The following is a 25,001-nucleotide window of genomic DNA, read 5'->3' on the forward strand; positions in this document are numbered from 1 at the left end:
TCATCAAAGACTTCTGCGCTGATCTGAATCTGACCGACTTCTACAGCTGCTCCGGGTACATCAAGGCAGTTGGTCCCGGCAGGAAGCACGCATTGAAGATCTACCCCGGTCGCACCGCCGGATTCGCCACCGAGGACGAAGCGCGTCGGGCTGCGGGTCCAGGAGGCCGATACGAGCCGTCCGATACCCCGCGTGGAACGTGGTGGATCGAGCACCCGGACAACGGTGGACCCCGGCCAAAGCGGAAGCTAACTCAGTCTGCCTCGCCTGGCAACTGCCCTGTGTGCTTCATGGCACTCCCGGTCTCCGGGGTGTGCGGCAACTGCTGACGCGGGGTCTGCTTAGAGGCGGAACGTCGTCTTCTTCCGGCCCTGGTGCACGAGGAGTTCGACAGACTCGGGGGCGACCCGGTGGTCCTTCGCGAAACGTTTGGTGAGGTTGTCCCTTATTGCGGCTGGTGACACGCTTCTTACCAGTGGTCCAACTGAGCGCTAACTGGACGGCTTCCTCGGGGGTTGAAGCCGTCGGCGGTTCGTTCGGTACCGGCTCGCCGTCGGCGGTGGTGAGCTTCCAGCCGCCGAGCGTGATGACTGGCACCGGGCGGTGCATCCCCAACGCGAGCTCCGACAGGGTCCCCGGCGATCCGCCGATCACGATGACAGCATCGGGCGACCAGATCAGGATCGCGTTGCGCGATTCGCCCATGTTGGTGGCGAGCACCACGTCGAGATAGTCGTTGGCGTCGTCGCTGTCGGGTCCTGGGCGTACGCCGACGACGAGCCCGCCAGCGACGTGGGCACCCTCTGAGACTGCTTCCATGACACCGACCCCGCCGCCGTTGAGGACGGTGGCGCCATTCTCAGCGAGGAGCCGGCCGACTTCGAGTGCATTGAGCCGGTCGCGGTCGGTGCAGTGGCGGGACCGCAAACGGCGACCTGCAGGGCACGAGGCATGCCGAGAGCCTAGGGGAGAGGGACGTCAGGGGATAGCCTGGTCGACGTGGACCGGTGCCCGCAGTGCAGTGGGCAGCGTCGAGGTAGATCCCGAGCACCCCGGCGTGCTGCGATGCATGTCGTGCTGGCGATCCTGGTTCACTCCCAAGGCGTGCACAGGCCGGCGCACCGTTCTCAGCGCGGGCCTGCGAGCGTTGACAGAGGCCAGGGACCTGCGTCGCTAGGGATCGAACGGCTGGGTGGCGTTCCTTATGGTTGCAACTGAGGGGGAGAACTGTGGGTCTGTTTGGCTGGGGATCACGCAAGAAAGACGAAGAATCCTGGACGACGGAGTGTCGGAACTGCGGCGGCCTGGCCGTGAACTGGAACTACTGCAGCGAGGAGTGCAGTAGCAGTGCTGACCTGCGGGGGTCGTCGTCGAGTCGGGCGCATAACACCAACCCCGACTGCCCGGCATGCAGCGGCACGGGTTCATGCAAGCTCTGCGAAGATGACGATTAGTCAGGTCTGTCCGCAGGTATCGCAGATGCCAGTCGCTGGCAGCTCAATGCAGCAGGTCTGGCAGGTTGCGGTAGCGCGCTGAGTCTCCTGTTGGCTCGTCCGCCGTCGGGTGCTTGGATTCGGGGGGCTGTAGACCGGGGGCTTGGCCGGCCGGTCAGCCATGGTCCGTCTCTCCTGATCCTCCGATGCAGGATCAACCAGGACGGCCGAGAACTCGCCGGTCACCTCGTCCAGTTCGAGGAGTTTCATCATGAAGTGGTCCTCGGGGTATCGACCTGCGATGGTCCAAGGGGTCTCGTTGAGGTCCCGTGCCGTAACCCAGATGACGTGGAATAGGCCGCCGCAGTTCTCGCGAGCGATCTTCAGGTTCCGGATGCGCTCCCGGTTGCCCGGCTTCGACGTCCAGTCGGCAAGGTCGGGGCTGCCGAAGACGTCGATCGACCCGTCGACGCCGACCTCGTTCTCCCAGATTGTTACGGCAACTGTCTTCAGGTCGGGGCTCACGGCCGACCAGGACCACCTGGGATTGTCCGGATAGGTGCCGAAGAACGCGAACGCCTCGGCGAGTGTGGTGGTCTTCATCCGTTTCCTTCGTGGTTCGAGTGCCCTGAACTCACGGCTACAGTATTCGCCTTCCGCCGGGTGTCGGTCGCAGCATGCACCTTCAAGCGTCTGCTCCGCCTACCGGGCCGCCGGCGATGTCGTCGACGGCAGGGCCCGTCAGGGGGTCGCCGCGGCGGCGCTGCGGCACTGCGGCGCCGACCAGAAAACGATCCAGCTCGCGGCCGCGGTTTCGTGGTCCGTGCTGGTCGACAAGTAGAGCCCTCCCAGTCTCTCGTCCGGGCCACCACCAGGGGGTTAGGCGTGGTGGTTCGGCCGAGACAAGCCTGGCGCCGATGTCGGTGCACGGCGTTAGCCTGCAGTGCATGGAGACCACCGAGGTTCACGCCGTCGACTGCGACTGCGAACCGTGCGAGAAGACGGCGGACCGTGAGCTCCTGGCGCGTCTCTGGCCCGACGACTAGGCGATCCCGTGGCGAGGCGTGGCAGTGGTGACCGTGACGGAATCATTCGCGCTTCCCTGGACGGCACGGCCCTGCGGATGACCGATGATCACGTTGACCGGGACACCGCGATCGCCGAGATCCGAAAGATCGCGACTGTCGACAAGACTCTCCAAGTCGACCTCCTCACAGAGGCCGCCGGCGGGCTCCTCGCCCGCCACATGCACCGGCCGTCTGGTCAACGTTACCGGCACGCGGCTCTCCTGCTCTGGCACGCGGGCGCAGACCCCGAAGGCGCCAAAGAGCACGCCCAGATCGGGCTCGTAGCCCTACGCGAGGGCACCCGCGGGGGTATCGGGAACCCGCGCGGCTAGCCACAAACGACGGCCCGCACAGGTGACTACCCCCGGTAGTGTCGCTGTCGTGGGAACCATCGACAGCGCCACCATCACGCTCACCTGCCCGAGCTGCGGGAAGGCCGAGTCGGACCGTGTCCTCGACAAGGGCAGCGGGTGGAGCGGATCCCACTGGCAGGCGCCGACGTTCCGGCAGTTCGATGTGACTCTCACGGGCAATGCGAAGGATGAGTATGTCGTGGCTGGCACGTGCCCGCAGTGCCAGGTCACCGCCACGGTGGCGGTTCAATACGGCACCTAGGGCTCAGCCGAGCGTCGCGCCCTTTCGCTGGTTGCAGTCTGCGCACAGTAGTTGCAGATTGCGCATGGTGTTCGACCCGCCCATTGCCAACGGGATGATGTGGTCGAACTCCAGGTTTTCTTGGCTACCGCACTCCACGCACCGGCCCCCGTCACGCTGCCAGACGGCCACCTTGACGTCTTGGGGGATCGGTTGCCGCTTGCCGCGCTGATCGACTTGCTCGCGCATCGCCTGTAGCGCATGCGCCTTCTCCAGCCGGAGCCTGCGCCTGTTCTCGGCCTCGTTGACCAGAGCCTTCACGTCCTCAGGTGTGAGGCGATCGTCGGATGACACGTACGCTCGCCGCTGAAACAGCCAGTACGTGCGCCGCGCTGTGTCCCTGGTCAACACGCTCGGTGTTGATTCGGAGAGCTCCAGCAGCTCGCGTGTGAGCGGGTAGTCCTTGTCCTCTCGGTCAATCACGAACTCAACGACAGCGACCGCGTTTCGCCAGTTCTCGACCAGCTGCGTCTGGCTCGTTACCCGACGCTCCTGGGTAGCAGCATCGAGGTGGGAGTGATTGGCCGTAACGCTCTTCAGCCTGGGTTCTTCGTACTTGAGCTCGATTGAGATTCGACGTGCCACCCAGTCAGGGTCGTCGTTGAACGCGAAGCCAGGCGCTTGCTTAATCAGAGCCACGAGGGTGAATCTATCGCCTGCGCGCCACATGCTTGGGGCACCGATGCGCGCGAACCACGTGCCGGCTGGCGCCCTTCTGCTCGGGCATTCATGGGTGCGATCCTACGTTCCCCCCGAACTCGGGGTGTGTCGGCACTTTGCCGCCCGACGCCCATCCGGGCGTAGCCGGCCTGGGAGCCGAGCGCATTCAGATCTCTGTCTCGCGGGCCGTGCGGGTCACCTGCGCTGGCCCCGGTTTCGCGCGCTTGTCTTCGCCGGCTTCAGCGATGCCGGGCCTGGGTGTCTGGGCGATCTGTTCGGCTGGTGAGGCTTGTGCTGCTCGGCCGAGGCGGGCCGCCTCCTGGGCACGGGCGAGGTCGTCGCCCGCCCCGACGGTGGCGACGTGTGTTCCTGCAGCTGCGGCGGCCGCCGAGCTCTCGCCGGCTCGGTCGGTCGACCGGTGGAGGCCGTCGACGACGATGTCCGGTGCCGGCACGGTGAGGTTGAGCCGCTTCTGGTCAGTGGTGATTCCAGTCGACTCGATGAGCATCTCGGGGCCGGGCTGTTCTGGGCGTGCGGCCTTGATCTCGCTCCGCGCTCGCACGTCGAGCGGTCGCGCCGGACCGGTGAGGTTCTGCGAGTCGCTGAGCGCTGTCCTGGTGTGCTCGGCGATTCCCGCGGCGGCCTCGAACGCGCCGGCCAGGGTTCGAGTCGCCGCGGCGATGTCGACCCGGCTGGCGATCGTCTCGGCCGGGGCGACCTGGTCGCGCATGTGGGTGATCTCGCGGCACGCGGCGCGCAGTTCGCCTGCGGCTTGGACCAGTCCGGGCTGGGCGGGTCGTTCGCCGGGGAAGAGGTCGCGCCAGCGGTATCCGAGGTCCATCCAGGCCTCGCCGCTGGTGGTGATCGCAGTGTTCATCCGCTGCGTCGACGTTGTCTCCAAGGCACCGGTCTCGAGGCCAGCGTTGGTGATCGTCAGCGCGGCGCCGGCGAGCATGCCGTGGGTGCGGGCGATCAGGCCGATCTCGGCCGGGATCGGGTCGGCGCCCAGGGTACGTCGGGCTTGGGTGCCGAAGGCCTCCACCGCAGTCGTCAGGCGCGGCAGCCCCACCGGGGCCGGCTCATGCTGGTGCGAGACAGCGGTCGCCAGGGGCCGCTGTCTGATCGCGCTGGCGAGGATGGCCTCGGCCGACTCGACGCGGCGCAGCCAGCTCACGGCGGGGGAGACGTCGCGCCGACGAGCTGTGTCGGGCTCGCGTACGTAGGTGTCGCGCTCGATCCGCAGATGCACCGCCACTGCGTGCGTGGCGATGTAGGAGATGTGGAGTGCTCGGGCGCGAGTAGCGGCCAGGTCGCTGGCGACGGCGGCGTTGTTGATGTCGAACTGCGGCGCGAACCTGGTGACCAGGTCGTGCGCCCCGCGCAGGTTGCCCGACATCTCCTCGAGCCGCTGGTCGCCCGGGCCGGGGCCGGGCCACTCTGAGGTGGCCAGGTCGCTGGCGACCGACCCGCTGAGGCTGCGTAGCCGCGTCGCGGTGATCTCCTCGCGCATCTCTCGGTAGGCCGTGCTGCGGGTCACGCCTGCCTCGTTCGCGCGCTCGCTCATCATCGATGCGCCGGCACGGGTCGGCTCGGCGTTGGCCTCGCGCAGCCGCTGTTGCACGGCAGAGGTGGCCGGGATCGTCTCGATGAGCTCCGCGACGTTCTCCATCAGCTGCGGCCACGCACGCAGCACGCGGCCGGCCGCGTGATCGTCGACGTCGAACAGTAGCTGACGGGCGATCGAGTCGGCGTCGGTGACGAGTTCACCGACGCTCCGGAAGTCACGCGCGAGACCGAGCTTCCCGGTGGCGTTCTCGCCTTTGGTCAGCTCGGTCTCGATGATGCGGGGGCTCCTACCTGGTGGCACGTCCGGCATCGCCGGCCTCCACCAGAAGGTCTGCGATGGCGACGACCAGACCGCTCACCCCGGGCACTTCGCCGGGCACTCGGTCGAGGGCGCGGCCGGCTTCGCTCAGGAGGCGTACGCCGGCCTCGAGGTCGGTCTCGCCGTCCTCGCGGTTTCCGTTGGCCAGGGGTGCCCGCGAGCCGTCGCCGAGGATCCGGAGTGCGTCGTGGGTGGCGAGCTCTACGCCGAGCGCGAGGCTGTGCAGCCCCGACTCGAAGCCGGCGGCATCGGCGGCCGACAGGAGCCTGGTCGTGCTCTCCCGCAGCAGGCCTGCGGTGTGCGCGATCGCCGTCCGGTAGGGCGCCTCGAGCGTGCTCGTCGCATCGGTGGCGGTCTCGCCGTGCATCTGGCTCATCGGGTGATCGTCCTCTGCTTCTGGCGGTTCTGCCCCTGGCTCGGCGACTGGCCTCGGCCCTTGCGGGCCTGCGCTCGTGGCGGCTTGTTGTCGCGGACGATGTCCTCGGCCGGGCGGGCCTGGGCGTAGTCGGCGAGCATGCGCGCTTCGACCGCCTTCTCGGGGTGACCGTTGCTGCGCAGTTGCTCCTCGGTCTGGGCCCGTCGCTCGTGGCTGTCCCACTCGGCTGCCGGACCCTTGCCTGCGTCGACGTCGGCCTCAGCGGCGGTGGCGCCGGCGCGCGCGTTGTCGCGGTCGGACAGGTGTCCGTGCTCCTGGGTGTTCTCGCTGCCGGCCTCGGCCGCGGTGGCTGCGTTGTCCTCGCGGCGTGCGTGCTCGGCGGCGGCCTGGTCGGCCGCCTCGGCGGCCACGAGGTCGCGCACAGCGCGGGTCTGGTCGAAGTCGGTGCCCTTCGCGAGCTGCTGCTCGGCGTGCGTCAGCGCCGGTCCTCGTTCGTCGGCGTTGAGGCTGGCCAGGTCGAGGCCGTGGCGCTGCTGGATGGTGGTCTCGATGCTGCGTGCGGCGTGCCCGGCGCTCGGGTCGGCCTCGCGCCAGGCGCGGGCCAGGGTGTAGGACTCGGCGACCTGATCGGGTGTCGCGGTCTGCCACCACGCCGGGTCGTCCACGCGCCCGTAGGTGGCGCGCGCGGCTTGCCGTTCGGCGTCGAGCCGGGAGCCGAGTGCGCGGGCACGTTGGGTGCTCTCCGAGGCGGCGCGCTCCTGCAGCTGGTGGCGTACGCGGGCGAGGACCTCGCCGACGCGGGCGGCGGTGGTCATCGCGACTCGTAGGCTCTGCTCGATGGTCTCGTCGAGACCGTCGCTGTTCTGGCTCATCGGTGTGTACCCCCTAGATAGATGATGCGCTCTCGGTCGTGGTTGCCGCGACCGCTTACCGGTCCAGGCCGCGGTCGCGGCGCTGGCCTGGCGTCTGTCCAGGCGGTGTCCTGTCCGGTGCCTTGCCCGGTGTTTGGTTGGGTCGCGGCCGGTCTGCCGGCGACGCGGTTGGCGGTGTGTTCGACGGGGCGACAGGGGCGTCTCCGAAGGCGTCCCGGCGGAGCCGCAGTGCCTCTTCTGCGCGCGGGTCCAGCGTCGTCGTGGTGCCCGCCGCAGGCGTACGCGGACCCGTCTTCTCGACGCTCGGCTCGGGCGCCGGTGCGCCGGCCCGGGCCTCGTCCTGGAGGCGTCGTGCCACGCTCATCAGCTGACCGCGGATGACGGTCTCGATGCGCTGGGCGCGCAGTGCGTCCTGGCTGCTCTTGTGCATGTCGTAGAGCGCCTTGGACAGGTTCATCACTGCCTTGAGCATCGCCAGCTCGGCGGCCGGACCGGTGCCGCCGGCGGCGAGCAGCAGGTAGGCCGCACCCGAGATCGACGGGAGCCTGCCCCTGGTCTTCGTGGTCTCCAGGCGACGCTCGACCCTCGTGCTGGTCTCGGCCGAGCGGGCCAGGATGTCGCTGGTCGCGGCCAGCGGTCCCGGTGTCTTCTCGACGCGGTGCGACCACGCCGCGAGGATGCCGGAGGACTCCCTGGCCACGCGTGCCCAGGTGGCGTAGTCGTCGGGTCCGATCTCGCGGAGCTGGGTGCGCAGCTGAGTCAGATCGGCGGTCGCCTTCGCCCACACGTCGGGGCCCGGCTTCGTGGTCTCGCGGCCGCGCCCAACCGGGGGCTTGCGGTTCTTCGCGGCGGCCCATTCCTGGACCGCGGCCGATGCCGCGGTCGGGTCGTCGGGCCACTGCTCGCGCAGTCGTGGCAGCGACAGGTCGCGTGCGATCGAGCCGCCCCCGCGCCAGATCGGACGCTCACCCTTGTCGGGGCGTGTGGCGACCGAGTAGCCGGTGACGATGTCGGTGCGGCCCTTCTCGAAACGAGGACGCACCAGCAGTCCGTTCTGGCGTAGCCGGCGGACGAACTCGGCCTCGTCCTCGGCGGCGGTCGAGCATGCTCGAACCGTCCGCGCGAGACGCACCTTCGGGTCTTCGGCGGCCTCGACCAGGCGGGTGCGTGCTGTCTTCGACAGGTTGCTCCACGGGGTGGTTTCCTCGCCGGCTTGGACGCGCTTCTCGTACGCGACGCGGGCGGCTTTCTCCTGGGCGCCCTGGTGCTTGAACTTGGCGGCGACGTCGGGGTCGGCGTGCTCCTCGCGGGTCTCCAGGATGCGTCGCCACTCGGCCGGGTCTGCAACGTGCGCGGCCATCAGCTGGTGCTGGCCATGCTCGTCGAGCTCGGCCCACGGGATGCGCGGGTTCCCGCCCGGGGTGGCCTGCTCGTGACGTCGCGCCGTCTCGTATTCGGCGCGCACGGTGGAGCGGGTCAGGTCGTACTCGTTCGGGTTCAGCGGCATCAGCCCGAACTCGGTCTCCAGCTCGCGGCAGACCTCTTTAGCGCGCAGGAAGTCCATGTGCGTGGACACCTTCGAGGCGTCCTCGCGGACCAGGTTCACCACGATGTGGATGTGGTCGTTCCCCGACGCGGACAGGCCGTGGTGGACCGCCGCCCAGCGGGTCGGTGCGTCCCCGCTGGTGATCCCCATCCGGTCGACGAACTCGCCCGCGATCTCGCGCCAGACCTCGTCACCGAGCTCGCCTTCCTCGGCCCTGGCCGAGAGCGCGATCTGGTAGACGTGTGCGTCGACCTCGCCGGTCTTCGTCCGCTCGAGCACGCGGGTTCCGTGACCGTCGCGGCCGGCAGCGACCTGCTCGTAGCGGCCCTTCTTCACCGACTCGTTCAGTGCCTTCGTTGGCCGCTCGAGGTACTTCGCCACACGCAGCGCCTGGGCGCGTGTGAGTTCCTCCTCGCCGGCGTACCACGACATCACGCCGGCGTCGCCGGCGACGATGTGCGCGCGGGTGTGCTCGTCACGACGGCCGGGGCCCTGGAGGTAGACCATCAGGCCGGCCATCCGGTCGCCGCGGTTGATCTTCGCGAACATCAGTAGCTCATCTCGTCGAGCACGTCCTCGATGCGCAGTGCGACCTTCCGCACCGCGGCAGTCACCGCCGGCAGGCGCGGCAACTCGGCCGCGACCATCTCTTCGATGTCGGCGTTCACCTCGCCCTTGCGGATCGCCTTCGAGGCGGTGTTGGTCGCGTGCGCGATCTGGTTGACGTTGTTCGCGATGTTCGCCAGGAGCCGGTTCATCTTGAACAGCTCCTGGACGAGCTCCTGCTGCTGTACGGCAGCCACGGTGCTACCCGAAAGTGCCGAGTCGATGAGCAGCTTCGGCACCGACACGTGCTGCGCAGCCGCGAGGATCTGAAGGCGAGCGTCCTCCTCGACGGTGAGCCGCACATTCGGGCGGATCGGACGCCCGCCCTCCTGACGGCGCCGGCGCCGCGTCGGGCGCGCAGCGACCTCGCTGATCGGCTCCTTCGAGTCGTCAGTCGTCATGGTCTTGCACCTCCCAGCCAGCGCAGCGACCCGCACTCTGCGGGACCGTCCACCACCCAGTGTGGACCATCGGGCGCGACGCGTCCAGAGATCAGGCCGCCTGATCCTATAACTTGCTCCGTCGGGACCCAGTTGGTCGTGTCGCGCCGCGACGCGGCGCGTGTCGCCGCAGGCGACAGCCGGATCACACTTCGAAGGAGTAGCGCATTTATTGCGCCACTATGGCATCATGGGAGTCATGGACAACATCGAAGAAGCAGCTCGGGCACTACTCGATGCCCGCATCAAGTCGGTTCGGGCACTCGTCGACGCCCGGCAGAACCTGACCGACCTGCGCGAGCAGGTCGCCCACGCCGAGCGCGAGGACGCGCGCCTGTACCAGGCCGCGCTCCGTGACGGCTGGAGCGTCGACGAGCTCAAGAAGCTCGGCCTCGGCGAGTCCGAGAAGGTCGCCCGCACGCGTAGCAAGAAGGGCGGGCCGAAGCGGACCGCGGCGGCCGCACGGCCCACCACCGCAGCGGCACCGACACCACCGTCGACTCCCGCCAACCCACAGGCTCCGGGCACGCCTGCGCCTGCTGCGCAGGCGTCTTGACCACTTCGTGGTCAACAAGGAGAGGCCGACCACGGACGTGGTCGGCCTGATCTGTGTGAGGGACATGTCCTGCCCCCGGCCAGTAAGTCTCTGAGGACCACTGGCCAGCCTCAAGGGCTGCGCCCCGGGGCTCCGAAACTTTCGGCACGCGCTCGCTGCGCTCGCTTATTTCGCGCCGAAACTTTCTCCGCCCCGCCCTACGGGTTGACCCTGACCAGCGCTCCTTAGGGCGGCCGGTTATCGGGGGCAGGGGGTGGTGTGGCTCCGACGCGCAAGCCGGACCTCTGGGCACCTAACCGAGGCGTCCGCCGGTTGCGCTCAGGGCGGAGCGCGATGCGCTCCAGGAGGACACCACCATGGAAACCCTGCTCCTGCTCTCGATCGCTCTCATCGGCGCCGGACTGCTCACCATCAACCTCGCCCAGCGCACCTACAACGGATGGATCATCGGCTGGTTCATCGTCGCCGCCGGCATCAGCGGAACCGTGGTCGCCGGATGGAGCTGGGCCGCACAAGCAGCACTGATCAGCTGACCACCAGAACACAACGACCACGCACAACGAGCGTTCTTCAACGAGGAGTAAGTGATGGGCAAGGGAAGTCGAAACAGAGCACGACGTGCCGCGGTAAGCGCCCGCAGCGCGACCGTACGAGCTCAGCGCGAGCTGGAGCATCCGGCGTGGCCGGGGCTCGCCCAGGGCATCCCAGGATCCGCGGACACCCGGGTCCGATTGGCGCGCCCGGAGGACGAGGCTGCGATCCGGCACTACCTCGTCCAGGCCACCGAGGACCAGGGCATCAACGACCCCACCAAAGCAGTGCCGACCGTGTGCCCGAGCATCCAGGCCGGGCTCGAACGCGGCCAAGACGGGTTCCTTGAAGGGGCCGCCGAGCAGCTCCACGCCTACACCATCGAGCCGGACGATGCTCACGTGCTCGCCGGGTTCAGCCTGGTCGCCGTCAACGACAGCGACGTCGTGGTCGGTGCGATCACCGTCGCCCCACCGTGGCGGTACCTCGAGGACATCACCCGCGGGCTAGGGCCCCAGGAGATCAAGCCGCTGCTCATCCAGACCATGCTCGGCCTGGCCAAGGTCATCGGCGTCGCCGTGCGCGACGACCTCCGCGGAAACGGGATCGGCGGCGACCTCGTCCGCGCGGCACTGCAGGTCCTCAACCGCTGCGGAACGTGGCGGATCGTGTTCGGCTCCTGCGAGTCCAAGCGGACCGAGTTCTACCGTCGGCTCGGGTTCAACATCTCGGCCCTCAACGACCCGATCGACACCTACCTCGCCATCGGCATCCACGGCCTCATCTCCACGCCCGGTCACCACATCTTCAGCCTCGAGCGCTGAGGGCCGGAGCGTCAGTACGGAGGCTCGTCGTGCGCAGCCCGACGCTGCTCCTCGCGCAGCTCGAGCGCGTCGCGGCGGGCTTGCTCGCGCCCGAACTTCTCGAGCTTCTGCAGACGAATCCACGCCGCGGTGACTCCGTCACGGTAGCCGCGCTGCTCGGGCGAGCCGGGCCGGAGGCCGGCCTCGTAGCGCAGCACCGAAGGCCCGGAGATGGTGCCCAGGTGCTTCACGCCGAAGTCGTACGCAGTCCGGTACGCCTCGGTGGCCGCGCTGTGCGGCCGGTAGGGCGTCGGCGGGTAGCGGCGCTCCTGACGACGAGCCGACGGCTGGTCCTGGTTCTGGTCCTGCGGGTATGGCAAAGGGGTCGTCTCCAGACGTACTCGGATCGACCCCTTAGGACACCGAGTCTACGACGTACCATCTGGTCGTGGCCTCCGAACCTGACCTGGTGACGCTCTACGCCTCCGCACGTCCTCGCCCCGTCGACGGCGTCGACGATGGCCGGCGCGAACAGATCAGCGTCACCCGCGCGACCTACGAGGAAGCCCGCACCGCAGTAGACGCCAGGGTCCCCGACGGCTGGCAGCTCCTCGGCCTCAGCACCTGGCCCTGCTAGGACCCAGGCGGTGCGATGACGAGCGTCGAGATACCTCCCGACCCGCACCCGCAGATCCACGGCCGCGCCGTCGCCGGCAGAGCGCTGAGCTCAGCCAGGTCGATCCCGAGGCGATCGAAGATGATCCCCGGATCGGTCACCCACGACCCTTCCTGACCACAGTCGGGACAGACCGGCTTCACCACCAACGCCTCGTCGACTGTCAGCCCTGTCAGGTCGGCGAAGGTGCCGCCCTCTCTCGCAATCCTTCGCGCCGCGCGCGTACGTCGTGATCGGTTGCCCATGAACTCGATGCTCGCCCACGCCCCCTGCGGTCAACCTAATGTTGATCACGGTATTTGAGACGGGGCGATGGCTCTTAGATCGACGCTGGACGAAGTTCGGTGTCGTTGGGCCGGTGTCCGCGGGCAGCTGGTTCTCTCAGAGCAGTTCTAAGGCCATGTCGAGGTGCCCCGGGGCGCTCCTCGATGGGCTGGAGGATCCGTTCGCTCTTGGCGGACGACGGGCCGCCGTGTCGGGGTGAAAGGTGTCGGCGGGCCTGCATCACACTCGTAGCCACATCCCAGAGCACCAGCGCGTGCATGCGGGAGACCGTACCGCGGCTATCGGCCGTATCGGCTTGATATCAGCGTGTCGGGTTCATTGTCGGCAGGCACTCTTTAAGCACGTCGATGACCGCCTCTTGCGCTTCGTCGGGCAGGTCACCACCCAGCGTCATCGGCATCGCCTCTAGGAACTCCTCCACCGTCATGCGAGGCAGGTCGTTGGCCGCGTCCGCCTCCTGGATCGCATCCAGGGTGTCGGAGGCGAACTGCGCGAACATCGCGCGATGGCCGTTCATCCAGAGCGCTGCCGCAACGAACGGCCACGGGTCACCGAGCATATAGACCTTCTCGTCCGGCGTACGGCGGCGCCGCCCCCCGACCGAGTGGCCGGTCTCCCTCGCCATGGCGCCGAGCAACTGCGGCAGCAGCCGGACGATCTCCGGAGCGACCAGAGCTGCGCCAGGCTCGCGATAGCGGCCGATCACCGGAACGCGTCCCTGCTTCGTCGTCGCGATCAGCTCAGTCAGCTTGTCGCGTGCCTCGGACACCGGGATGACAGTGCCGGAGTCGCTGAACATGAAGGCGCCGCCGAGATCAACAGGTGTGAGCATGGCTCGACCATAGCAGATGTTGGGGCACATGTGCCCCAACATCTTCCCCAACATCGTGAGGCCGGGGATGGTCCGCTCGACATGCTCGGTCCACGAGGAACGCCGATGCCTGTTGTCGTGGGTGAGAAATAGGTAGCTCGTCGTGTGGACCCTGACAGAGTCTCAGTCAGCGAGGAACGCGGCGAGCGTGTAGGCGGGATGGCGGTCCAGGTTGTGTCGGCCGCGGTCATAGCGCCGCGTGGTCCGGGGGTCCGCATGACCGGCGGCGTCTTGGACGTCCTCGAGCGGGACGCCGGCCTCGCGGGCGAGGGTGACGAAGGTGTGCCGGAGGCTGTGCGGGGAGAGCTTGTCTGCGTGCTCGATCCCGGCGCGACGGGCGAGCATCTGGATGGTGGTGTAGGCGCCGGGCTGGGTCCAGCGCCGGCCGGTCTGGGTGGTGAAGATCGGTCCGTCCTCGCGATCGTCGAGGTAGGTCGCGATGGCTTCGGCGGTCGAGGGTGCGAGCACGACGTCGCGGCGTGCTCCGCCTTTGCGGGTGATCGACAGGGTGCGGTGCCCTCGTGCTGAGGAGAGGTCGTCGACGTCGGCGGAGAGTGCCTCGTTGATGCGTAGCCCGTCGTGCAGCAGCAGCGTGACCAGGGCCTGCGAGCGGGCCGAATGTACCCGGGCGGCCTCCAGGAGCGCTTTCGCCTCGGCTCGGTCCAGCCCGAGAGTCGGCGAGTCCGTCGGGGTGCTCGGTCGCGTGACGTGCTCGAGGGGTGACCGGTCGAGGACCCCCTCGGCGGTGGCGTACTTGTAGTAGCCGGCCAGGGCGGCGAGCCGGCGGGCGATCGTCGAGGGCTTGGCCGGTGGCTCCCGGTTCTCCATCTGACGGCGGTAGCCGTCGACGGCAGCCCTGTTCGCGTCGAGCGGGTCGATGGCCAGCACCGTGCACCAGCTGAACCAGTCCTCCAGGTCGCGGCCGTACGCCCGTCGGGTGTGGCCGGTGTAGCCCAGCAGGAACCGCTGTGCGAGAGCATTCGCGCGCTTCTCGCGTGGGAGCTGCCACAGCGGCTCGAGGAACGTCGCGTGCACGCGCGCCAGATCGACGTCGAGCTCGCCGGCGACCACCTCCGGGCGTACGTCAGGCACGCCGGCAGGGGCGGTCTCGGGGACGTCTTCAGCCTCGCTCATACCCTTATGATAATCACTCTTATCATGTCACCCTTGGTAAGGTGCCGGGACTGTCGGTGTTCATCCATACGATGTGTCTGAGACATTTTGCGGCATCGAGCCGAGGGGCTTACCGAGTGCAGGCGTTACGAGTCGCCGACCGGCTCAGAACTGCCAGCCCTGCTCGCGCACATAGTCGAAGAACTTGATCGCCGCGACGCCGTGCTCGTCGGCGACGTTGGGGATCTTCTGGTTCTTGCCTAGGGCGTTCGAACCCTTGCGGTTCTCTTCGGTGACGATCGTCGACTTCTCGGCCTTGGCGTGAGCGATGACGAAGGGGTCAGCCTCGTTGAGCTGCCCCTGGACCCACTCAGGATGGGCGGCCGCGATCTCGGCGACGACGGCCAGTTCCTCCTCGGTGACGCCGCACACGAAGCCCTCCAGGCTCTTCGCCCAGGTGTACAGCTCGTCGCCGCCACGCTTTACCTCGCGGAGGATCGCCTCGCAGATGCAGGCTTCACCGGCGGCCACCGCGGACTCGATGTTGCTCCACATGGCCGGGAAGATGTCGCGGGGGTAGAGGCGCACCAGTCCGACCAGGATGTTGGTATCGAGCGTGAACTTCACTCTGCACCGCCCGTGCGGTAGTACTCGTCGAGCATCTGCTCGACCATCGGGAGGCGCGCGTTAAGCAGGTAGGTCGCGTCCACCCAGTCGACGCGCCGGTCCTCCAGCGCTTGAGCTACAGCGCCGATGTAGGTGGGCCCGAGATCGCGGTAACGTAGCCGCCACGGTGGCACGAAGCCCTCCTTCTGCTTTTGGGCGTCGCGGGCACGCTGCCAGTTCTCGTCGCTGGCGGACCGGACGGCTTCCAGGTCGTCATCGTCGATGAGATCGAGCCGGCGGAGCCGTACCGCGGCGGCCAGCGGGCTGACCTTGAAATGGCGCGCGAGCTGCTCGGCAAGCGCCATGGGCTCCTGTGTGTCGCTGAGGTGATCCCGGACCGCGGACTCCGGCATCAGAAAGTTCGCAGCGAAGCTGTTGGCGAGCGCCTCCTCGTCGACGGACTCGCGCAGCACGCACAGGCCACTGGTCCGGCTGATCAGGTGGGCGACCTCATGAAACAGCGTGAACGTCCGGCCCGCAGCGCTGTCCGCGCCGTTCACGATGATCAGCGCGAGCTCGTCGTGGTGGACGGACAGGCCGCGGAACGTGTCCAGGGAGATTCCGGTGGTCTGGAAGACCAGGACGCCGTTCTCCTCCAGCAGGCCTCGCCAGAAGTTGAACACCTGGTTGTTCTGAGACTCGGGCGGAACGAACGTGTCCCTCAGCCCGAGGCTCTGGCGCAGGGCTGCAGCGCGCGCAGCGACGCTCTTCCAGCCGATCGCGCCGGTAGTGATGCGGCGGCTCGGAGCACCACCCAAGTCGAGCATGGCGTCACGGTGCTGCTCGGCGCGCCGCATCTCCTTGGCGAGGTCCGCGGGCAATTCGTCGTCCCCGCGGCCGCGGAAGTCGGCCGTCTCGGGCACGTCCGGGGCGGCCGGCGGCGGTGCAAAGAAGAAGCCCAGGGGCCGATCGAGCTTCGCCGCCATGAGGGTGAGCTGACGGAACGTGGGCAGAGCGTCGCCACCTTCGAACTCGGTGACCCGGCGGGGTTTGACGTTGAGAGCCCTCGCGAGCTCTTCGACCGTGACGTGGCTGACCTCGCGAGCCCAGATGAGAGCGTCGGGTTTGATGGGCGCTCGAGCAGCCACCATCCACCCCCGTCATCCCTGCACCTCTACCGGTGCGTCAGTCTAGGGCTCCGCTTCCTGTCGGTGGCCGAGTTCCCGGCTATTGCCTTCACCCGCTGCTCGGGCTGGTCGCCCCGAACAGTCAGCACGCTACGCCGGACCTCCGACAGGCGCCGCTGAGCACGGTCAACTGCGGTCGGTCAGTTCGAGGGTGAGTCCGAGCGCCCCCGCGATCTTGCCGATGGTCGCGGTACTGACATCGCTGTCGGCCTCGACGCGTGCGATCGTCGGCCGCGAAAGACCGGCGGCCTGCCCGAGTTCCTCCTGCGACCATCCCCGCTTCTTCCGGGCCTCACGGATGACCTCACCGAAGAGAGGACAAGCGGACTCCACGCTCATGACTCCGCCGCCTCTGGCTTGCCCCCGGACGCCTGGTCGCGATGGTGCTGGGAGTGAAGCGCGTCCGCCGCGATGTTCGCGATCTCGGCGATGAACGCGGGGTCGGTCATGTAGGACTGGATCTCCTGGGACTCCTGGCAGGTCTTCAGGACCGCCAGGCCGACGGCACTACTGAAGCCCTCGGACGCCTTGAGCTGGGCCACGGTGTTGTTCTGCGCCATCGCCACGGCCTCGTCGTTGGCGTCCAGGAAGCCCCAGAAGGTCGTGATGAAGCCCGACACGGTCTCGGGGCTCACGTCGACGCCCTTGGCCTTGAACATCTCGTTGACGCGGTCGATGGCCTCGTCCAGGGGACCGCGCTCCGGGGTTCCCGCGGAGCCACGACGCTCGCCGTCGAACTCCGGCAGCTTGATCCCCTCGGCAGTTCCCTGGATCAACGAGTGGTCCTCGTTGATCGCCGCCGGCACCAGCTTCACACCGGAGAGCTGGACGCCATCCAAATAGCTGTCGTCGCCTTCGGTGCCCTCCGCGTGCAGGTTGCGCACCAAGAGCGTCGCGAGGATCGCACGGCGGTGAAGGTCGGGGTCCTGGTAGTCGACGATCTGGCTCAGGAACTGCCACGCGTTGCGGTAGGCCAGCACGTCGGCACGAAACTGCTCCAGCTCCTCCCTGAGCTTCTTGTCCTTCGTCAGTCGAGCCTGCCTCCACTGAGTGGCCCAGTTGACCTTGACCGGCGCGAGTGCCTTGGCGATCGCCTCGCCGCCCGCGTCGGTGAGGAAGGCGTCGGCAACGGCGTCCATGTCGGCCTGCCCGTAGAGCCCGGCGGTGTCCATCCGCTCTCCGAGCGTGTACAGCGCGTTGGGGTCGACGTCGCCCTCAACGTGTGCGTCGGAGTAGTAGAGCGCGAAGTCCTTCTGGACGCCGGCGGGCGTGTTGCGGAAGTCGACGACCATGGGCGCGGTCTTGCCCGGGTAGATGCGGTTCAGCCTTGAGAGGGTCTGGACGGTGGCGACGCCGGTGAGCTTCTTGTCGACGTACATCGCCATCAGCCGCGGCTCGTCGAAGCCGGTCTGGAACTTGTTGGCCACGATGAGGACCTTGTAGATCCCTTCCTCGCGGAACGCGGTGGAAACGTCGCCGAGCCCGTTGACGGAGATCTCAGTGACGTCCTCGCCGGACTCGTCCTTGAGACTGCCGGAGAATGCCACGAGCGTGCTCATGTCGTCATAGCCCTGCGCGGCGATGTACTCGTCCATCTTCCGCGACCAGTTGAGCGCCTCCTGTCGCGAGCTGGTCACGACCATCGCCTTGGCCTCTCCACCGAGCATCCCCATGACGTTGCGCCGGAAGTGCTCGATGACGACCCGGACCTTCTGCGCGATCGCGGTCGGGTGCAGACGCGCGTACCTGACGATGTTGGAGACGGCCTCGCCGGTGTTGACCTTGATCTCGGCCTCGTCCTCGCTCTCCAGGGTGTTCTTCACCCGCAGGAACATGTCGTAGGTCGAGTAGTTGGTCAGCACATCGAGAATGAAGCCCTCCTCGATCGCCTGCGCCATCGTGTAGGTGTCGAACGCCTCCCAGCGGCCGTCCCTCTTCGTGCCGAACAGGCGCAGCGTCTTGGCCTTCGGCGTCGCCGTCAGCGCGACGAACGTGATGTTCGCGGCCTTCGCGATCGCTGAGTCCTTGGCCTCCAGGAGGTCGTCGGCGCTGATGTCCTCGTCCGGATCGAGTTCGACGTCGACCAGCAGCTCCTTCAACTGGCGCGCGGCTGAGCCGGACTGCGAGGAGTGCGCCTCGTCGGCGACGACGGCCCACCGCCGGCCGCGGAGTTCCTCGGTGTCCTCGATCAGCTTCATGACTTCCGGGAAGGTCTGCAGGGTGCAGGTAACGATGTGGTCGCCCTCGAGGAGCGCCTTCCTCAACTGCGGGGACTTCGCCTGCGACTTCTTCTCCCCCACCGTGACGACAAGCCCCTGGCTGGACTGCACGAGGTTCATGTCGTGGCGGATGTTCTCGTCGAGCACGGTCCGGTCGGTTACGACGATGACCGAGTCGAACGTCGACTTCGAATCCGCGCCCATGTGCCGGATCAGCCGGTGGCTGAGCCAGGCGATCGTTTTGGTCTTGCCGGAGCCCGCCGAATGCCAGACCAGGTACCGCTTCCCGGTGCCGCTGGCCTCGATGTCGGCGACGATGCGCTCGACGGCACGCAGCTGGTGGAAGCGCGGGAAGACCAGCCGCCCGTCGCCCTTCTTCCCTGACTTGCTCGGCTCGAAGAGAGCGAAGTCCTTCAGGATCCGCATGAACATCGGGCGGGCCAGGATCTCGCGCCACAGATAGTCAGTCGACGAGCCGGTCGTGGAAGGCGGGTTGCCTTCGTGGCCCTCGTTGCCTTGGTTGAAGGGCAGAAAGACCGTGTCCCCACCCTGGAGCTTCGTGGTCATGTAGACGAGGTCGTTGGAGACCGCGAAGTGGACCAGGGCGCGGCCCGGTGCCAGCAGCGGGCGGTTCCTGCCGGGTTTGCGGTCCTCGCGGTACTGGCGGATCGCGTGCTGGACGGTCTGGGTGTTGTCCGTCTTCAGCTCCATCGTCACCACAGGGATGCCGTTGGCCGTGAGGACGACGTCGAGCTCCTCGCCGGTGGTCGTGTCGAACCGGACCTGGCGAAGGACTCGCAGCCGCACCGCTTCGGCAGCCTCCACGACCTCGGTGAGGTTCGGGTTGGCCGGCGGGAACTCCATCATCGGGCCGAACTTGGCAGCGGGGCGCCCCACCTGGGCGTAGGTGAAGCCCTTGCGAAGCACGCCGAGGAGGCCTCCGACCGGGTGCCCGGTGGTGGCGTCCATCTTGGTCGCCTTCGCGAGCTCCTTGGTGATGTGTTGCAGGAGCTTCTTCTCGGCGTCGTCCTTCTGGCCGTTGACCAGGTCCGCCGGTACGGCCTTCTCATACTCGTCGGGGTACTGGGTGCTCAGCCAGTGCAGGACATCTCCGGGGATCATCGCGAGCCCGATGTCCCAACCAGTCGACTTGCCGTCGTTCTCGTAGAGCCAGCCGCGCTCGGACAGCGCCTCGCAGAGGTTCGTCTCGAACTCGAGCTCCAGGAGCTGCGCGTGGCTCATGCCACTTCCTTCCGTCCAGTGACGACGTCAAGCAGGAACGCCGACGAGCGTTCGACGAGCAGCTCGCGCAGGGTCGCGACCTTCGCCAACATGTCGTCGATGTTGGTGGTGATCTCGTCGAGATGATCAGCAATCCGGCGCTGCTCATCCATGGGCGGCAGCGGCACCGGCATCATGTCGAGCGCCGTCTTTGTGACTCGCTGCGCATTCGGACGGACACCTGTGCCGATCGTCCCGAAATAGTCGACGTAGCGAGGGCTGCGGAAAAGGTGGTGGACGTAGCGCGGATAGAACCGTGGGGAGATCCGGAAGGCTTTGTAGTCCGGGCTGATGTAGCCGGTCAGCGACGAGACGCCCAGGCCGCCGTGATTGAGCCACATCATGTTGGCGGCGAGCTGGTTCGGCCGGACCACCCGGTAGTGCGAGACATCCGAGGACGCCTGCTGTCCGTCAGTGCGGGTGTTCAGCTCGACGCCGCGGTATTCCGAGATCGAGAGCAATGGACCAGGCGGATCGTCACCGTTCCGCTCGGTGCTCTCGAAGAAGTCGTAGCCGAACTTCGTTCGCCGCCAGTACTCCGGTATCCCATCCAGCGGGGAGTGCGCATCCTCGACATGTCCGGAGTGGTCGTCGCCGAGTCCGAAGACCGCTGCCGTGTCCGTGGATCGCTGCCGAAGAGCGACCGTCAACTCGTCAAGCTTGCCGATCATCGCCTCGGCTTCGTCCAGTCGAGCAGCTATGCGCGCCTGCAGATCGATCGGCGGCAACGGCACGCGGATTCGCGACATGCGCGTGAAGTTCGTCGACCACAGGTCATCTACGATGCCAGTGCCCCAACGGAAGAACTCGTCTTGGAACGCCGTACTGCGCAGCAGATGATGGCCGTAGTCCCCGCGCAGAAGCCCCGGCTTCGGAGTCATGACCGAGTAGACGAGCGAGACGCTTCCGTCCATGCGCGCGAGCCCTGAGGCACCGCGTCGGTCCGATCGAGAGTTGATGACCAGGTCACCCACTCTTACGAGCTTGCGCTCGCCTTCTGTCTGGGTCTTCGCAACACCCGCGAGCTGAGGCGTAACCCCGAGCTTTCCGACCGACAGCGCAGGAAACTCATCCTCGCTCACCTTCTCGTTGCGCTCGACCACGATCGATCCGATCGGGGCCATGGGGTACACGGATGCCTCGAACAGCGATTCGTGTACTGCCTGAGCGGTCACCCCTCACTCACCAACCTGAACATGTCCCCGAGTTCCTCCATCAGCTTCTGGACCTCGGCGTCGATCTCTGCGAGCGGTCTCGGCTCCTTCGGGGCGAAGAAGATTCGAGTGAACGGGATCTCGTTGCCATGCTTCGCCTTGCTCTCGTCGCAGATCGAGTCCGGCGAGAAGGGCAGCACCTCCCGCTCCATATGCTCGGCGAGATCATCGCTCAGTGGCACGCGCTCAGTGATCTTCCAACCAGCCGCCATGACGGGCTGGCCCTTGCGATCGACCGCCAGCGGCGCTTCGTCGTCAGGCTCTCCCATGGCCTTCATGACCGCGTCGACCACGCCCATCGGGGCTTTCAAGCCCGCCTCCTTCGCCGCCGCGGGGAAGGTCTTCGGCAGGTCGTTCCACGCGGTGCCATCGAGTGACTTCAGCACATCCACATGACCGTCGACGAAGTCCTTGCGGCTTCGGAGGACCTCAACAGCATCCTCTCTGAAGCGAGTGGCCAGCCGCGCCTGCTTGAAGACCGGCACGTCACGGAACATGAAGTCCTCAGGAGCCAGGACCCGGGAGATCGCCGGGTCAGCGTGCTCGAAGGCTTCGTACGCCTTGACCAGGATCTCGCGGTGGCGCTGCTCCATCTCGCGACGCTTCTCACCCATGGGCCTGCGGAGCAGCGCCCACTGGGCGGTCCCGTCGATCAGCTGGATCTTGCCCTTTCGCTCGTGATCTTTGTTGGTGTCGAGGATCCAGACGTACGTGGGGATGCCCGTTCCGTAGAACATGCTCGGCGGGAGCGCGATGATCGCGTCGATCAGGTCCTCCGCAAGCAGCCACTGCCTGATGGCCGTCGGGCCGTTGTCGCCGTTGAAGAGCGGCGAGGCGTTAGAGACGACTGCAGCCCTGCCGCCTTGACCGTTCCTCGATGCGGGGGTCAGCTTTGATGCGCAGTGTGCCAGGAAGAGCATCTGCCCGTCAGCGGTGCTCGGTAGGCCGTGGCTGAAGCGCGATCCCGGCACCTTTGCCTGGTCCCGCACCGACTTCTCGTCCGCCGACCAGTCAGTTCCAAAGGGCGGATTGGACAGGACGTAGTCGAAGGTCTGGCCCTCGTAGAGGTCCTCGACGAGCGTGTTGCCCTGCTTGATCGCGTCCGGCCGGCCGCCCTGGATCAGGAGGTCGGCCTTTCCGAGGCCGAAGGCTGAGGGCATCAGTTCCTGGCCGTACAGGGTGACGTCGATCTTCTCGTTCATCCGCCGAAGGGCCTCTTGCGCCACCAGCAGCATGCCGCCGGAGCCGGCGGTGGGGTCGTAAATCGAGCGGAGCGCGCTGTCGCCGGCGAGGGTCTCGTCGTCGTTGGTGATCAGAATGTCGACCATCAGCTTGATCGCGTCGCGCGGGGTGTAGAAGTTGCCTGCGGCCTTCCCCTTCTTGTTGAAGGCGCGGTACATGACGTCCTCGAAGACGTCGCCCATGGCGGTGTTGGCGAGGCTGCCGGGAGCCAGGTCGATGGTCGAGAAGTGCTTGATCACCGCGTGCAGGCGGTTGGAGTCAGCTAGGACCTTCGCGCGCCGGTTGAAGTCGAAGGCGACCCAGATGTCGGCGATGTTGTGGGAGAAGCCGTCGATGTAGGACTTCAGTGACTTAGCGACGTTGTCATCGACCGAGGCGATCGTCTTCAGGTCTAGCGGCGAGGTGTTGTAAAAGCCGACCTTAAACCTGTCCTTGACCGCGATGTCGATCAGGTGGGGCGGCATCTCGCCCAGCGCGGCCACGAACTTCGTGACCTCGTCCTTGGTGCTCGCCAACATGCACTCCAAGCGACGGAGAACCGTGAACGGCAGGATGTAGTCGCCGTAGTCCTCCTCGTCGACCACGTTGCGCAGGAACTTGTCCGCCGTGTCCCAGACGATTCGTGCCGTCGTCGCTGTGCTCGCTGTCGTCGGTTCTGCCATGCCTACCCGTTCCTCGATCCCGCGTCCGTGTATCAGGAACATTACACAGACCGCTGTATCAGGAAGGTGACATTTCGTAACCTGGCTGAGGGCGGCTCCAAAGGACTGTGGGTGGTGCCGGCGCCGAGGCCTCCCCCCTCCTGCTGGGTGAGACGGAGTTGGTTCTGATTGTGCGCGGTGCCGCCGACATTTCCACGGCGTATGACCGACGCATTGCATCCCCGGGGGGACCTGCGAGTTCATTGCGGGGAGCTCGTCGATGGGTTGGTGCCCGGAAGAGGGGTCGGGGTCTGCCGGCCCCTCCCCCGGGGTCTTGCCCGTTCACTCAGAACGGGGGCTCGGTGGGCTTGGGCCCGGTGGTGGCGAGGTGACGTACGTTGTCCGGTTCGTCCTGGTCGCCGGCGACCTCGGCGCCGGTGGGGCTTTTGCGGGAGACCTTCTCGGGTCGTGCGGTGGCGTAGCGGATCGAGGGACCGATCTCGCCGTAGCGGTCGCTGATGACGACGACGTCCTTGGTGCGGAGCTCGCCGGTGTCCTTGTCAGCCCAGCTCTCGGTCTCGATCTGGCCGTGGACGAGGGCGCGGTCTCCGCGGAAGAGGCTCTCTGCGAGGTTCTCGGCCTGGCGGCCCCAGACCTTGATGTTGTGGAAGGTGGGAGTGGCGTCGACCCACTCGCCGTTGTTCTGCTTGACGCGTCGGTTGACCGCGACGCGGAGGTTGGCGACCGGGGTTCCGCTGGGGGTGAAGCGCAGCTCGGGGTCCTCGGTGAGGTTGCCGGCGAAGGTGATGGTGTTCATGACGTTCTCCTTGGTTGTGGTGGTGCTGGATGACTGGATTGGATGGAAACTGAGAGCTGCCTAGTGACCCTCGGGATGTGACCCCTCGTGCCCCTTGCTCCCAACAACCAGCCCAAGATCGCGCGAGCGGTAGCGGGTCAAGGGCCGACGTAGGAGGGCATTGCTTCCCTTGACCCGTGGAGCGAGCGATCACGATTGGGCGTTGTGGGAGCAAGGAACGAGATGCTGTTGATCTGAGAGCAGCCGCGGCCCGGATGGGCCGTGTCGTTGGCCGGCCTCTGTCGCCGGCCCTCTGGCCTGGTGCTCGTCTTGATGGGGCTATTCGGCGTACGCCCCGGAGCTGATGTGCTCGGGGCGGCCGCCATGGTGGGGTGCCTCGTGGTCAGAACAGCGCCTCTTGCTCTGGTGCTGGACCGTGGCACAGGGCGACGCCACCCGACCCGACGAACACGCAGCGGTCAGCTCGATGACGACCGCCGCCGTACGGGCAGGGCGAGCTCTCCAGCGGGCAGCGGCGGTTCACCAGCTGCGTGACGGTCTCGCCCTGCCCCACTGCCTCCCCGATCTCGGGGCTGGTGGGCGTCGGGGTCCAGCTGCTCCCGTTGCGTCGCGCGGCGAGCAAGGAGGGCACATCGAGGGTGTAGCTGATCGGCTGCGCGCCGAGGCGTAGAGCGAGGACGCGCTTGGAGTCGGTCAGGTCGAAGTGCTCGCGGTGGGTGCCTGGGCGCTGGACCCAGCCGGGCTGTAGCCCGAGCCGGCGGGCGAAGGTCTCCAACTCGTGGCGGCTATCGGCGAAGAGGTGGGACCACCGGTCGGTGATCCGTCCGACCCGGGCCGGCCGCCGCATGTCGTCGACGTAGACGGTCATCTCGTGGCTCCGTGCTTAGGCAAGCGCCAGGGCGGCGAGGGCCAGGGCGACGATGTGAGCGGTCTGGTCGACGTGGGCGGCTCCGCCGTGCTCGCGGAACGCTTCTTGCCGGGCAATCCGCATCCAGGCGAGCACGCCGCGCCGGCGGTCGATCGCGGCGTGTGAGATCCCGATCCACGCCAGAGCGACAGCGGCGGCTGGCGCTGTCAGCTCGAGGTCGAGGACAACGGAGCCGACGCCGAGGGTAAGAGCGGAGACGATGACGTGGGTGCCGGCGTGGGTGAGGTTGGCGAGCCAGCCGGCCGCGGACTTCGCGGACTTGCATCGGGCCTGGTGGTCCGTCTGGAGCGGGTAGTCGGCGAGCAGGTGCGCGACGTAGAGCAGGATGAAGCAGGACGCGAACATGGTGGTTCCTTCTCTCGGGTTGAGGCCGGCCCTGCGGGTCGTGCCGTACGGGTGGGGTGTGGGGAGGGCGGAGCCCTCCCCACTGAAGCGCCCCAGGTTCTCTGCCGCCGCTATACGGGTTGTTGCTCTCGGTTGAGAGCTTCATAG

27 protein-coding genes are annotated in these 25,001 nt (G+C 67.2%); 5 read left to right on the forward strand and 22 right to left on the reverse strand.

What is annotated here, in order from left to right:
- Positions 1–288: 288 nt before the first annotated feature.
- The 3 genes from IEY84_RS25865 to IEY84_RS25875 form a co-directional block, all read right to left on the reverse strand.
- Positions 289–927 carry an SLOG cluster 4 domain-containing protein gene (locus IEY84_RS25865; RefSeq protein ID WP_229789022.1) on the reverse strand — a complete coding sequence of 213 codons (639 nt, stop codon included), beginning with the start codon at positions 925–927 and terminating at the stop codon, positions 289–291.
- 527 nt (positions 928–1,454) lie between these two features.
- Entirely contained in the window at positions 1,455–2,036 is a 582-nt protein-coding gene (locus IEY84_RS25870) for a hypothetical protein (protein ID WP_183551689.1), read from the reverse strand.
- A gap of 439 nt (positions 2,037–2,475) precedes the next feature.
- Positions 2,476–2,766, reverse strand: a complete 291-nt coding sequence (locus IEY84_RS25875) for a hypothetical protein (protein WP_183551686.1) — start codon at positions 2,764–2,766, stop codon at positions 2,476–2,478.
- A gap of 115 nt (positions 2,767–2,881) precedes the next feature.
- On the opposite strand from IEY84_RS25875, the gene IEY84_RS25880 reads away from it, so the two are divergent.
- Entirely contained in the window at positions 2,882–3,115 is a 234-nt protein-coding gene (locus IEY84_RS25880; RefSeq protein WP_183551683.1) for a hypothetical protein, read from the forward strand.
- A gap of 3 nt (positions 3,116–3,118) precedes the next feature.
- On the opposite strand, the gene IEY84_RS25885 is transcribed toward IEY84_RS25880, so the two are convergent.
- The 6 genes from IEY84_RS25885 to IEY84_RS25910 form a co-directional block, all read right to left on the reverse strand.
- Positions 3,119–3,793 (reverse strand): HNH endonuclease, encoded by a 675-nt coding sequence (locus IEY84_RS25885; protein WP_221209282.1) that lies wholly within the window; start codon positions 3,791–3,793, stop codon positions 3,119–3,121.
- Positions 3,794–3,980: 187 nt separating this feature from the next.
- Positions 3,981–5,690 carry a hypothetical protein gene (locus tag IEY84_RS25890; RefSeq protein WP_189129326.1) on the reverse strand — a complete coding sequence of 570 codons (1,710 nt, stop codon included), beginning with the start codon at positions 5,688–5,690 and terminating at the stop codon, positions 3,981–3,983.
- Positions 5,668–6,075, reverse strand: coding sequence for a hypothetical protein (locus tag IEY84_RS25895; RefSeq protein WP_183551845.1), 408 nt, complete (start codon positions 6,073–6,075; stop codon positions 5,668–5,670). The genes IEY84_RS25890 and IEY84_RS25895 overlap by 23 nt, the downstream gene beginning before the upstream one ends.
- Positions 6,072–6,947, reverse strand: a complete 876-nt coding sequence (locus tag IEY84_RS25900) for a hypothetical protein (RefSeq protein WP_183551842.1) — start codon at positions 6,945–6,947, stop codon at positions 6,072–6,074. The genes IEY84_RS25895 and IEY84_RS25900 overlap by 4 nt, the downstream gene beginning before the upstream one ends.
- A gap of 55 nt (positions 6,948–7,002) precedes the next feature.
- Positions 7,003–9,042: a relaxase/mobilization nuclease domain-containing protein gene (locus IEY84_RS25905; RefSeq protein ID WP_183551839.1), complete on the reverse strand. Its 2,040-nt coding sequence runs from the start codon at positions 9,040–9,042 to the stop codon at positions 7,003–7,005.
- Positions 9,042–9,500 carry a plasmid mobilization protein gene (locus tag IEY84_RS25910; protein ID WP_183551835.1) on the reverse strand — a complete coding sequence of 153 codons (459 nt, stop codon included), beginning with the start codon at positions 9,498–9,500 and terminating at the stop codon, positions 9,042–9,044. The genes IEY84_RS25905 and IEY84_RS25910 overlap by 1 nt, the downstream gene beginning before the upstream one ends.
- 238 nt (positions 9,501–9,738) lie before the next feature.
- Between IEY84_RS25910 and IEY84_RS25915 the strand changes: the two genes are divergently transcribed.
- From IEY84_RS25915 to IEY84_RS25925, 3 genes are all read left to right on the forward strand, one after another.
- Positions 9,739–10,095, forward strand: a complete 357-nt coding sequence (locus IEY84_RS25915) for a hypothetical protein (RefSeq protein WP_183551832.1) — start codon at positions 9,739–9,741, stop codon at positions 10,093–10,095.
- A 356-nt stretch (positions 10,096–10,451) separates the two neighbouring features.
- Complete coding sequence (locus tag IEY84_RS25920; RefSeq protein ID WP_183551829.1) at positions 10,452–10,628, forward strand: hypothetical protein; 177 nt, start codon at positions 10,452–10,454, stop codon at positions 10,626–10,628.
- Between the two features lie 54 nt (positions 10,629–10,682).
- The gene (locus IEY84_RS25925; RefSeq protein ID WP_183551827.1) at positions 10,683–11,450 is read left to right on the forward strand and encodes a GNAT family N-acetyltransferase; all 768 of its coding nucleotides are present in this window, start codon (positions 10,683–10,685) and stop codon (positions 11,448–11,450) included.
- A gap of 11 nt (positions 11,451–11,461) precedes the next feature.
- Here the strand turns inward: IEY84_RS25925 and IEY84_RS25930 are convergent, their stop codons facing one another.
- Positions 11,462–11,809: a hypothetical protein gene (locus IEY84_RS25930; RefSeq protein WP_183551825.1), complete on the reverse strand. Its 348-nt coding sequence runs from the start codon at positions 11,807–11,809 to the stop codon at positions 11,462–11,464.
- Positions 11,810–11,877: 68 nt separating this feature from the next.
- On the opposite strand from IEY84_RS25930, the gene IEY84_RS25935 reads away from it, so the two are divergent.
- Positions 11,878–12,066: a hypothetical protein gene (locus tag IEY84_RS25935; protein ID WP_183551823.1), complete on the forward strand. Its 189-nt coding sequence runs from the start codon at positions 11,878–11,880 to the stop codon at positions 12,064–12,066.
- Here the strand turns inward: IEY84_RS25935 and IEY84_RS25940 are convergent.
- The 12 genes from IEY84_RS25940 to IEY84_RS25995 form a co-directional block, all read right to left on the reverse strand.
- Positions 12,063–12,350, reverse strand: coding sequence for a hypothetical protein (locus IEY84_RS25940; RefSeq protein ID WP_183551821.1), 288 nt, complete (start codon positions 12,348–12,350; stop codon positions 12,063–12,065). The genes IEY84_RS25935 and IEY84_RS25940 overlap by 4 nt on opposite strands.
- A 341-nt stretch (positions 12,351–12,691) precedes the next feature.
- A complete protein-coding gene (locus IEY84_RS25945) occupies positions 12,692–13,252 on the reverse strand; it encodes a hypothetical protein (RefSeq protein WP_183551818.1) in 561 nt (186 codons plus the stop codon).
- A 132-nt stretch (positions 13,253–13,384) separates the two neighbouring features.
- The gene (locus IEY84_RS25950) at positions 13,385–14,395 is read right to left on the reverse strand and encodes a tyrosine-type recombinase/integrase (protein WP_183551815.1); all 1,011 of its coding nucleotides are present in this window, start codon (positions 14,393–14,395) and stop codon (positions 13,385–13,387) included.
- 144 nt (positions 14,396–14,539) lie between these two features.
- Positions 14,540–15,001, reverse strand: coding sequence for a DUF4411 family protein (locus tag IEY84_RS25955; protein ID WP_183551811.1), 462 nt, complete (start codon positions 14,999–15,001; stop codon positions 14,540–14,542).
- A complete protein-coding gene (locus IEY84_RS25960; RefSeq protein WP_221209287.1) occupies positions 14,998–16,128 on the reverse strand; it encodes an XRE family transcriptional regulator in 1,131 nt (376 codons plus the stop codon). Before IEY84_RS25960 ends, IEY84_RS25955 begins: the two co-directional genes overlap by 4 nt.
- Before the next feature lie 165 nt (positions 16,129–16,293).
- Complete coding sequence (locus IEY84_RS25965) at positions 16,294–16,506, reverse strand: helix-turn-helix domain-containing protein (protein WP_183551805.1); 213 nt, start codon at positions 16,504–16,506, stop codon at positions 16,294–16,296.
- Positions 16,503–19,628 (reverse strand): type I restriction endonuclease subunit R, encoded by a 3,126-nt coding sequence (locus tag IEY84_RS25970; protein WP_183551802.1) that lies wholly within the window; start codon positions 19,626–19,628, stop codon positions 16,503–16,505. Before IEY84_RS25970 ends, IEY84_RS25965 begins: the two co-directional genes overlap by 4 nt.
- Complete coding sequence (locus tag IEY84_RS25975) at positions 19,625–20,842, reverse strand: restriction endonuclease subunit S domain-containing protein (protein WP_221209286.1); 1,218 nt, start codon at positions 20,840–20,842, stop codon at positions 19,625–19,627. Before IEY84_RS25975 ends, IEY84_RS25970 begins: the two co-directional genes overlap by 4 nt.
- Positions 20,839–22,785 (reverse strand): type I restriction-modification system subunit M, encoded by a 1,947-nt coding sequence (locus IEY84_RS25980; protein ID WP_183551798.1) that lies wholly within the window; start codon positions 22,783–22,785, stop codon positions 20,839–20,841. The genes IEY84_RS25975 and IEY84_RS25980 overlap by 4 nt, the downstream gene beginning before the upstream one ends.
- Before the next feature lie 325 nt (positions 22,786–23,110).
- Complete coding sequence (locus tag IEY84_RS25985) at positions 23,111–23,581, reverse strand: single-stranded DNA-binding protein (protein WP_183551795.1); 471 nt, start codon at positions 23,579–23,581, stop codon at positions 23,111–23,113.
- Positions 23,582–23,963: 382 nt separating this feature from the next.
- Complete coding sequence (locus IEY84_RS25990) at positions 23,964–24,449, reverse strand: DUF4031 domain-containing protein (protein ID WP_183551792.1); 486 nt, start codon at positions 24,447–24,449, stop codon at positions 23,964–23,966.
- A gap of 15 nt (positions 24,450–24,464) precedes the next feature.
- Positions 24,465–24,854 carry a DUF3307 domain-containing protein gene (locus tag IEY84_RS25995; RefSeq protein WP_183551789.1) on the reverse strand — a complete coding sequence of 130 codons (390 nt, stop codon included), beginning with the start codon at positions 24,852–24,854 and terminating at the stop codon, positions 24,465–24,467.
- Positions 24,855–25,001: the final 147 nt, after the last annotated feature.

Source organism: Nocardioides albus (assembly GCF_014648255.1).
GTDB lineage: Bacteria > Actinomycetota > Actinomycetes > Propionibacteriales > Nocardioidaceae > Nocardioides > Nocardioides albus.

Excerpts from the sequence above, each read along its gene's own strand:
- IEY84_RS25870 (WP_183551689.1), bottom strand. The coding sequence starts at position 2,036 with ATGAAGACCACCACACTCGCCGAGGCGTTCGCGTTCTTCGGCACCTAT.
- IEY84_RS25985 (WP_183551795.1), bottom strand. The coding sequence starts at position 23,581 with ATGAACACCATCACCTTCGCCGGCAACCTCACCGAGGACCCCGAGCTG.
- IEY84_RS25920 (WP_183551829.1), top strand. The coding sequence starts at position 10,452 with ATGGAAACCCTGCTCCTGCTCTCGATCGCTCTCATCGGCGCCGGACTG.
- IEY84_RS25890 (WP_189129326.1), bottom strand. The coding sequence starts at position 5,690 with ATGCCGGACGTGCCACCAGGTAGGAGCCCCCGCATCATCGAGACCGAG.
- IEY84_RS25965 (WP_183551805.1), bottom strand. The coding sequence starts at position 16,506 with ATGAGCGTGGAGTCCGCTTGTCCTCTCTTCGGTGAGGTCATCCGTGAG.
- IEY84_RS25910 (WP_183551835.1), bottom strand. The coding sequence starts at position 9,500 with ATGACGACTGACGACTCGAAGGAGCCGATCAGCGAGGTCGCTGCGCGC.
- IEY84_RS25970 (WP_183551802.1), bottom strand. The coding sequence starts at position 19,628 with ATGAGCCACGCGCAGCTCCTGGAGCTCGAGTTCGAGACGAACCTCTGC.
- IEY84_RS25895 (WP_183551845.1), bottom strand. The coding sequence starts at position 6,075 with ATGAGCCAGATGCACGGCGAGACCGCCACCGATGCGACGAGCACGCTC.
- IEY84_RS25995 (WP_183551789.1), bottom strand. The coding sequence starts at position 24,854 with ATGTTCGCGTCCTGCTTCATCCTGCTCTACGTCGCGCACCTGCTCGCC.
- IEY84_RS25940 (WP_183551821.1), bottom strand. The coding sequence starts at position 12,350 with ATGGGCAACCGATCACGACGTACGCGCGCGGCGCGAAGGATTGCGAGA.
- IEY84_RS25915 (WP_183551832.1), top strand. The coding sequence starts at position 9,739 with ATGGACAACATCGAAGAAGCAGCTCGGGCACTACTCGATGCCCGCATC.
- IEY84_RS25900 (WP_183551842.1), bottom strand. The coding sequence starts at position 6,947 with ATGAGCCAGAACAGCGACGGTCTCGACGAGACCATCGAGCAGAGCCTA.
- IEY84_RS25945 (WP_183551818.1), bottom strand. The coding sequence starts at position 13,252 with ATGTGCCCCAACATCTGCTATGGTCGAGCCATGCTCACACCTGTTGAT.
- IEY84_RS25925 (WP_183551827.1), top strand. The coding sequence starts at position 10,683 with ATGGGCAAGGGAAGTCGAAACAGAGCACGACGTGCCGCGGTAAGCGCC.
- IEY84_RS25905 (WP_183551839.1), bottom strand. The coding sequence starts at position 9,042 with ATGTTCGCGAAGATCAACCGCGGCGACCGGATGGCCGGCCTGATGGTC.
- IEY84_RS25990 (WP_183551792.1), bottom strand. The coding sequence starts at position 24,449 with ATGACCGTCTACGTCGACGACATGCGGCGGCCGGCCCGGGTCGGACGG.
- IEY84_RS25980 (WP_183551798.1), bottom strand. The coding sequence starts at position 22,785 with ATGGCAGAACCGACGACAGCGAGCACAGCGACGACGGCACGAATCGTC.
- IEY84_RS25950 (WP_183551815.1), bottom strand. The coding sequence starts at position 14,395 with ATGAGCGAGGCTGAAGACGTCCCCGAGACCGCCCCTGCCGGCGTGCCT.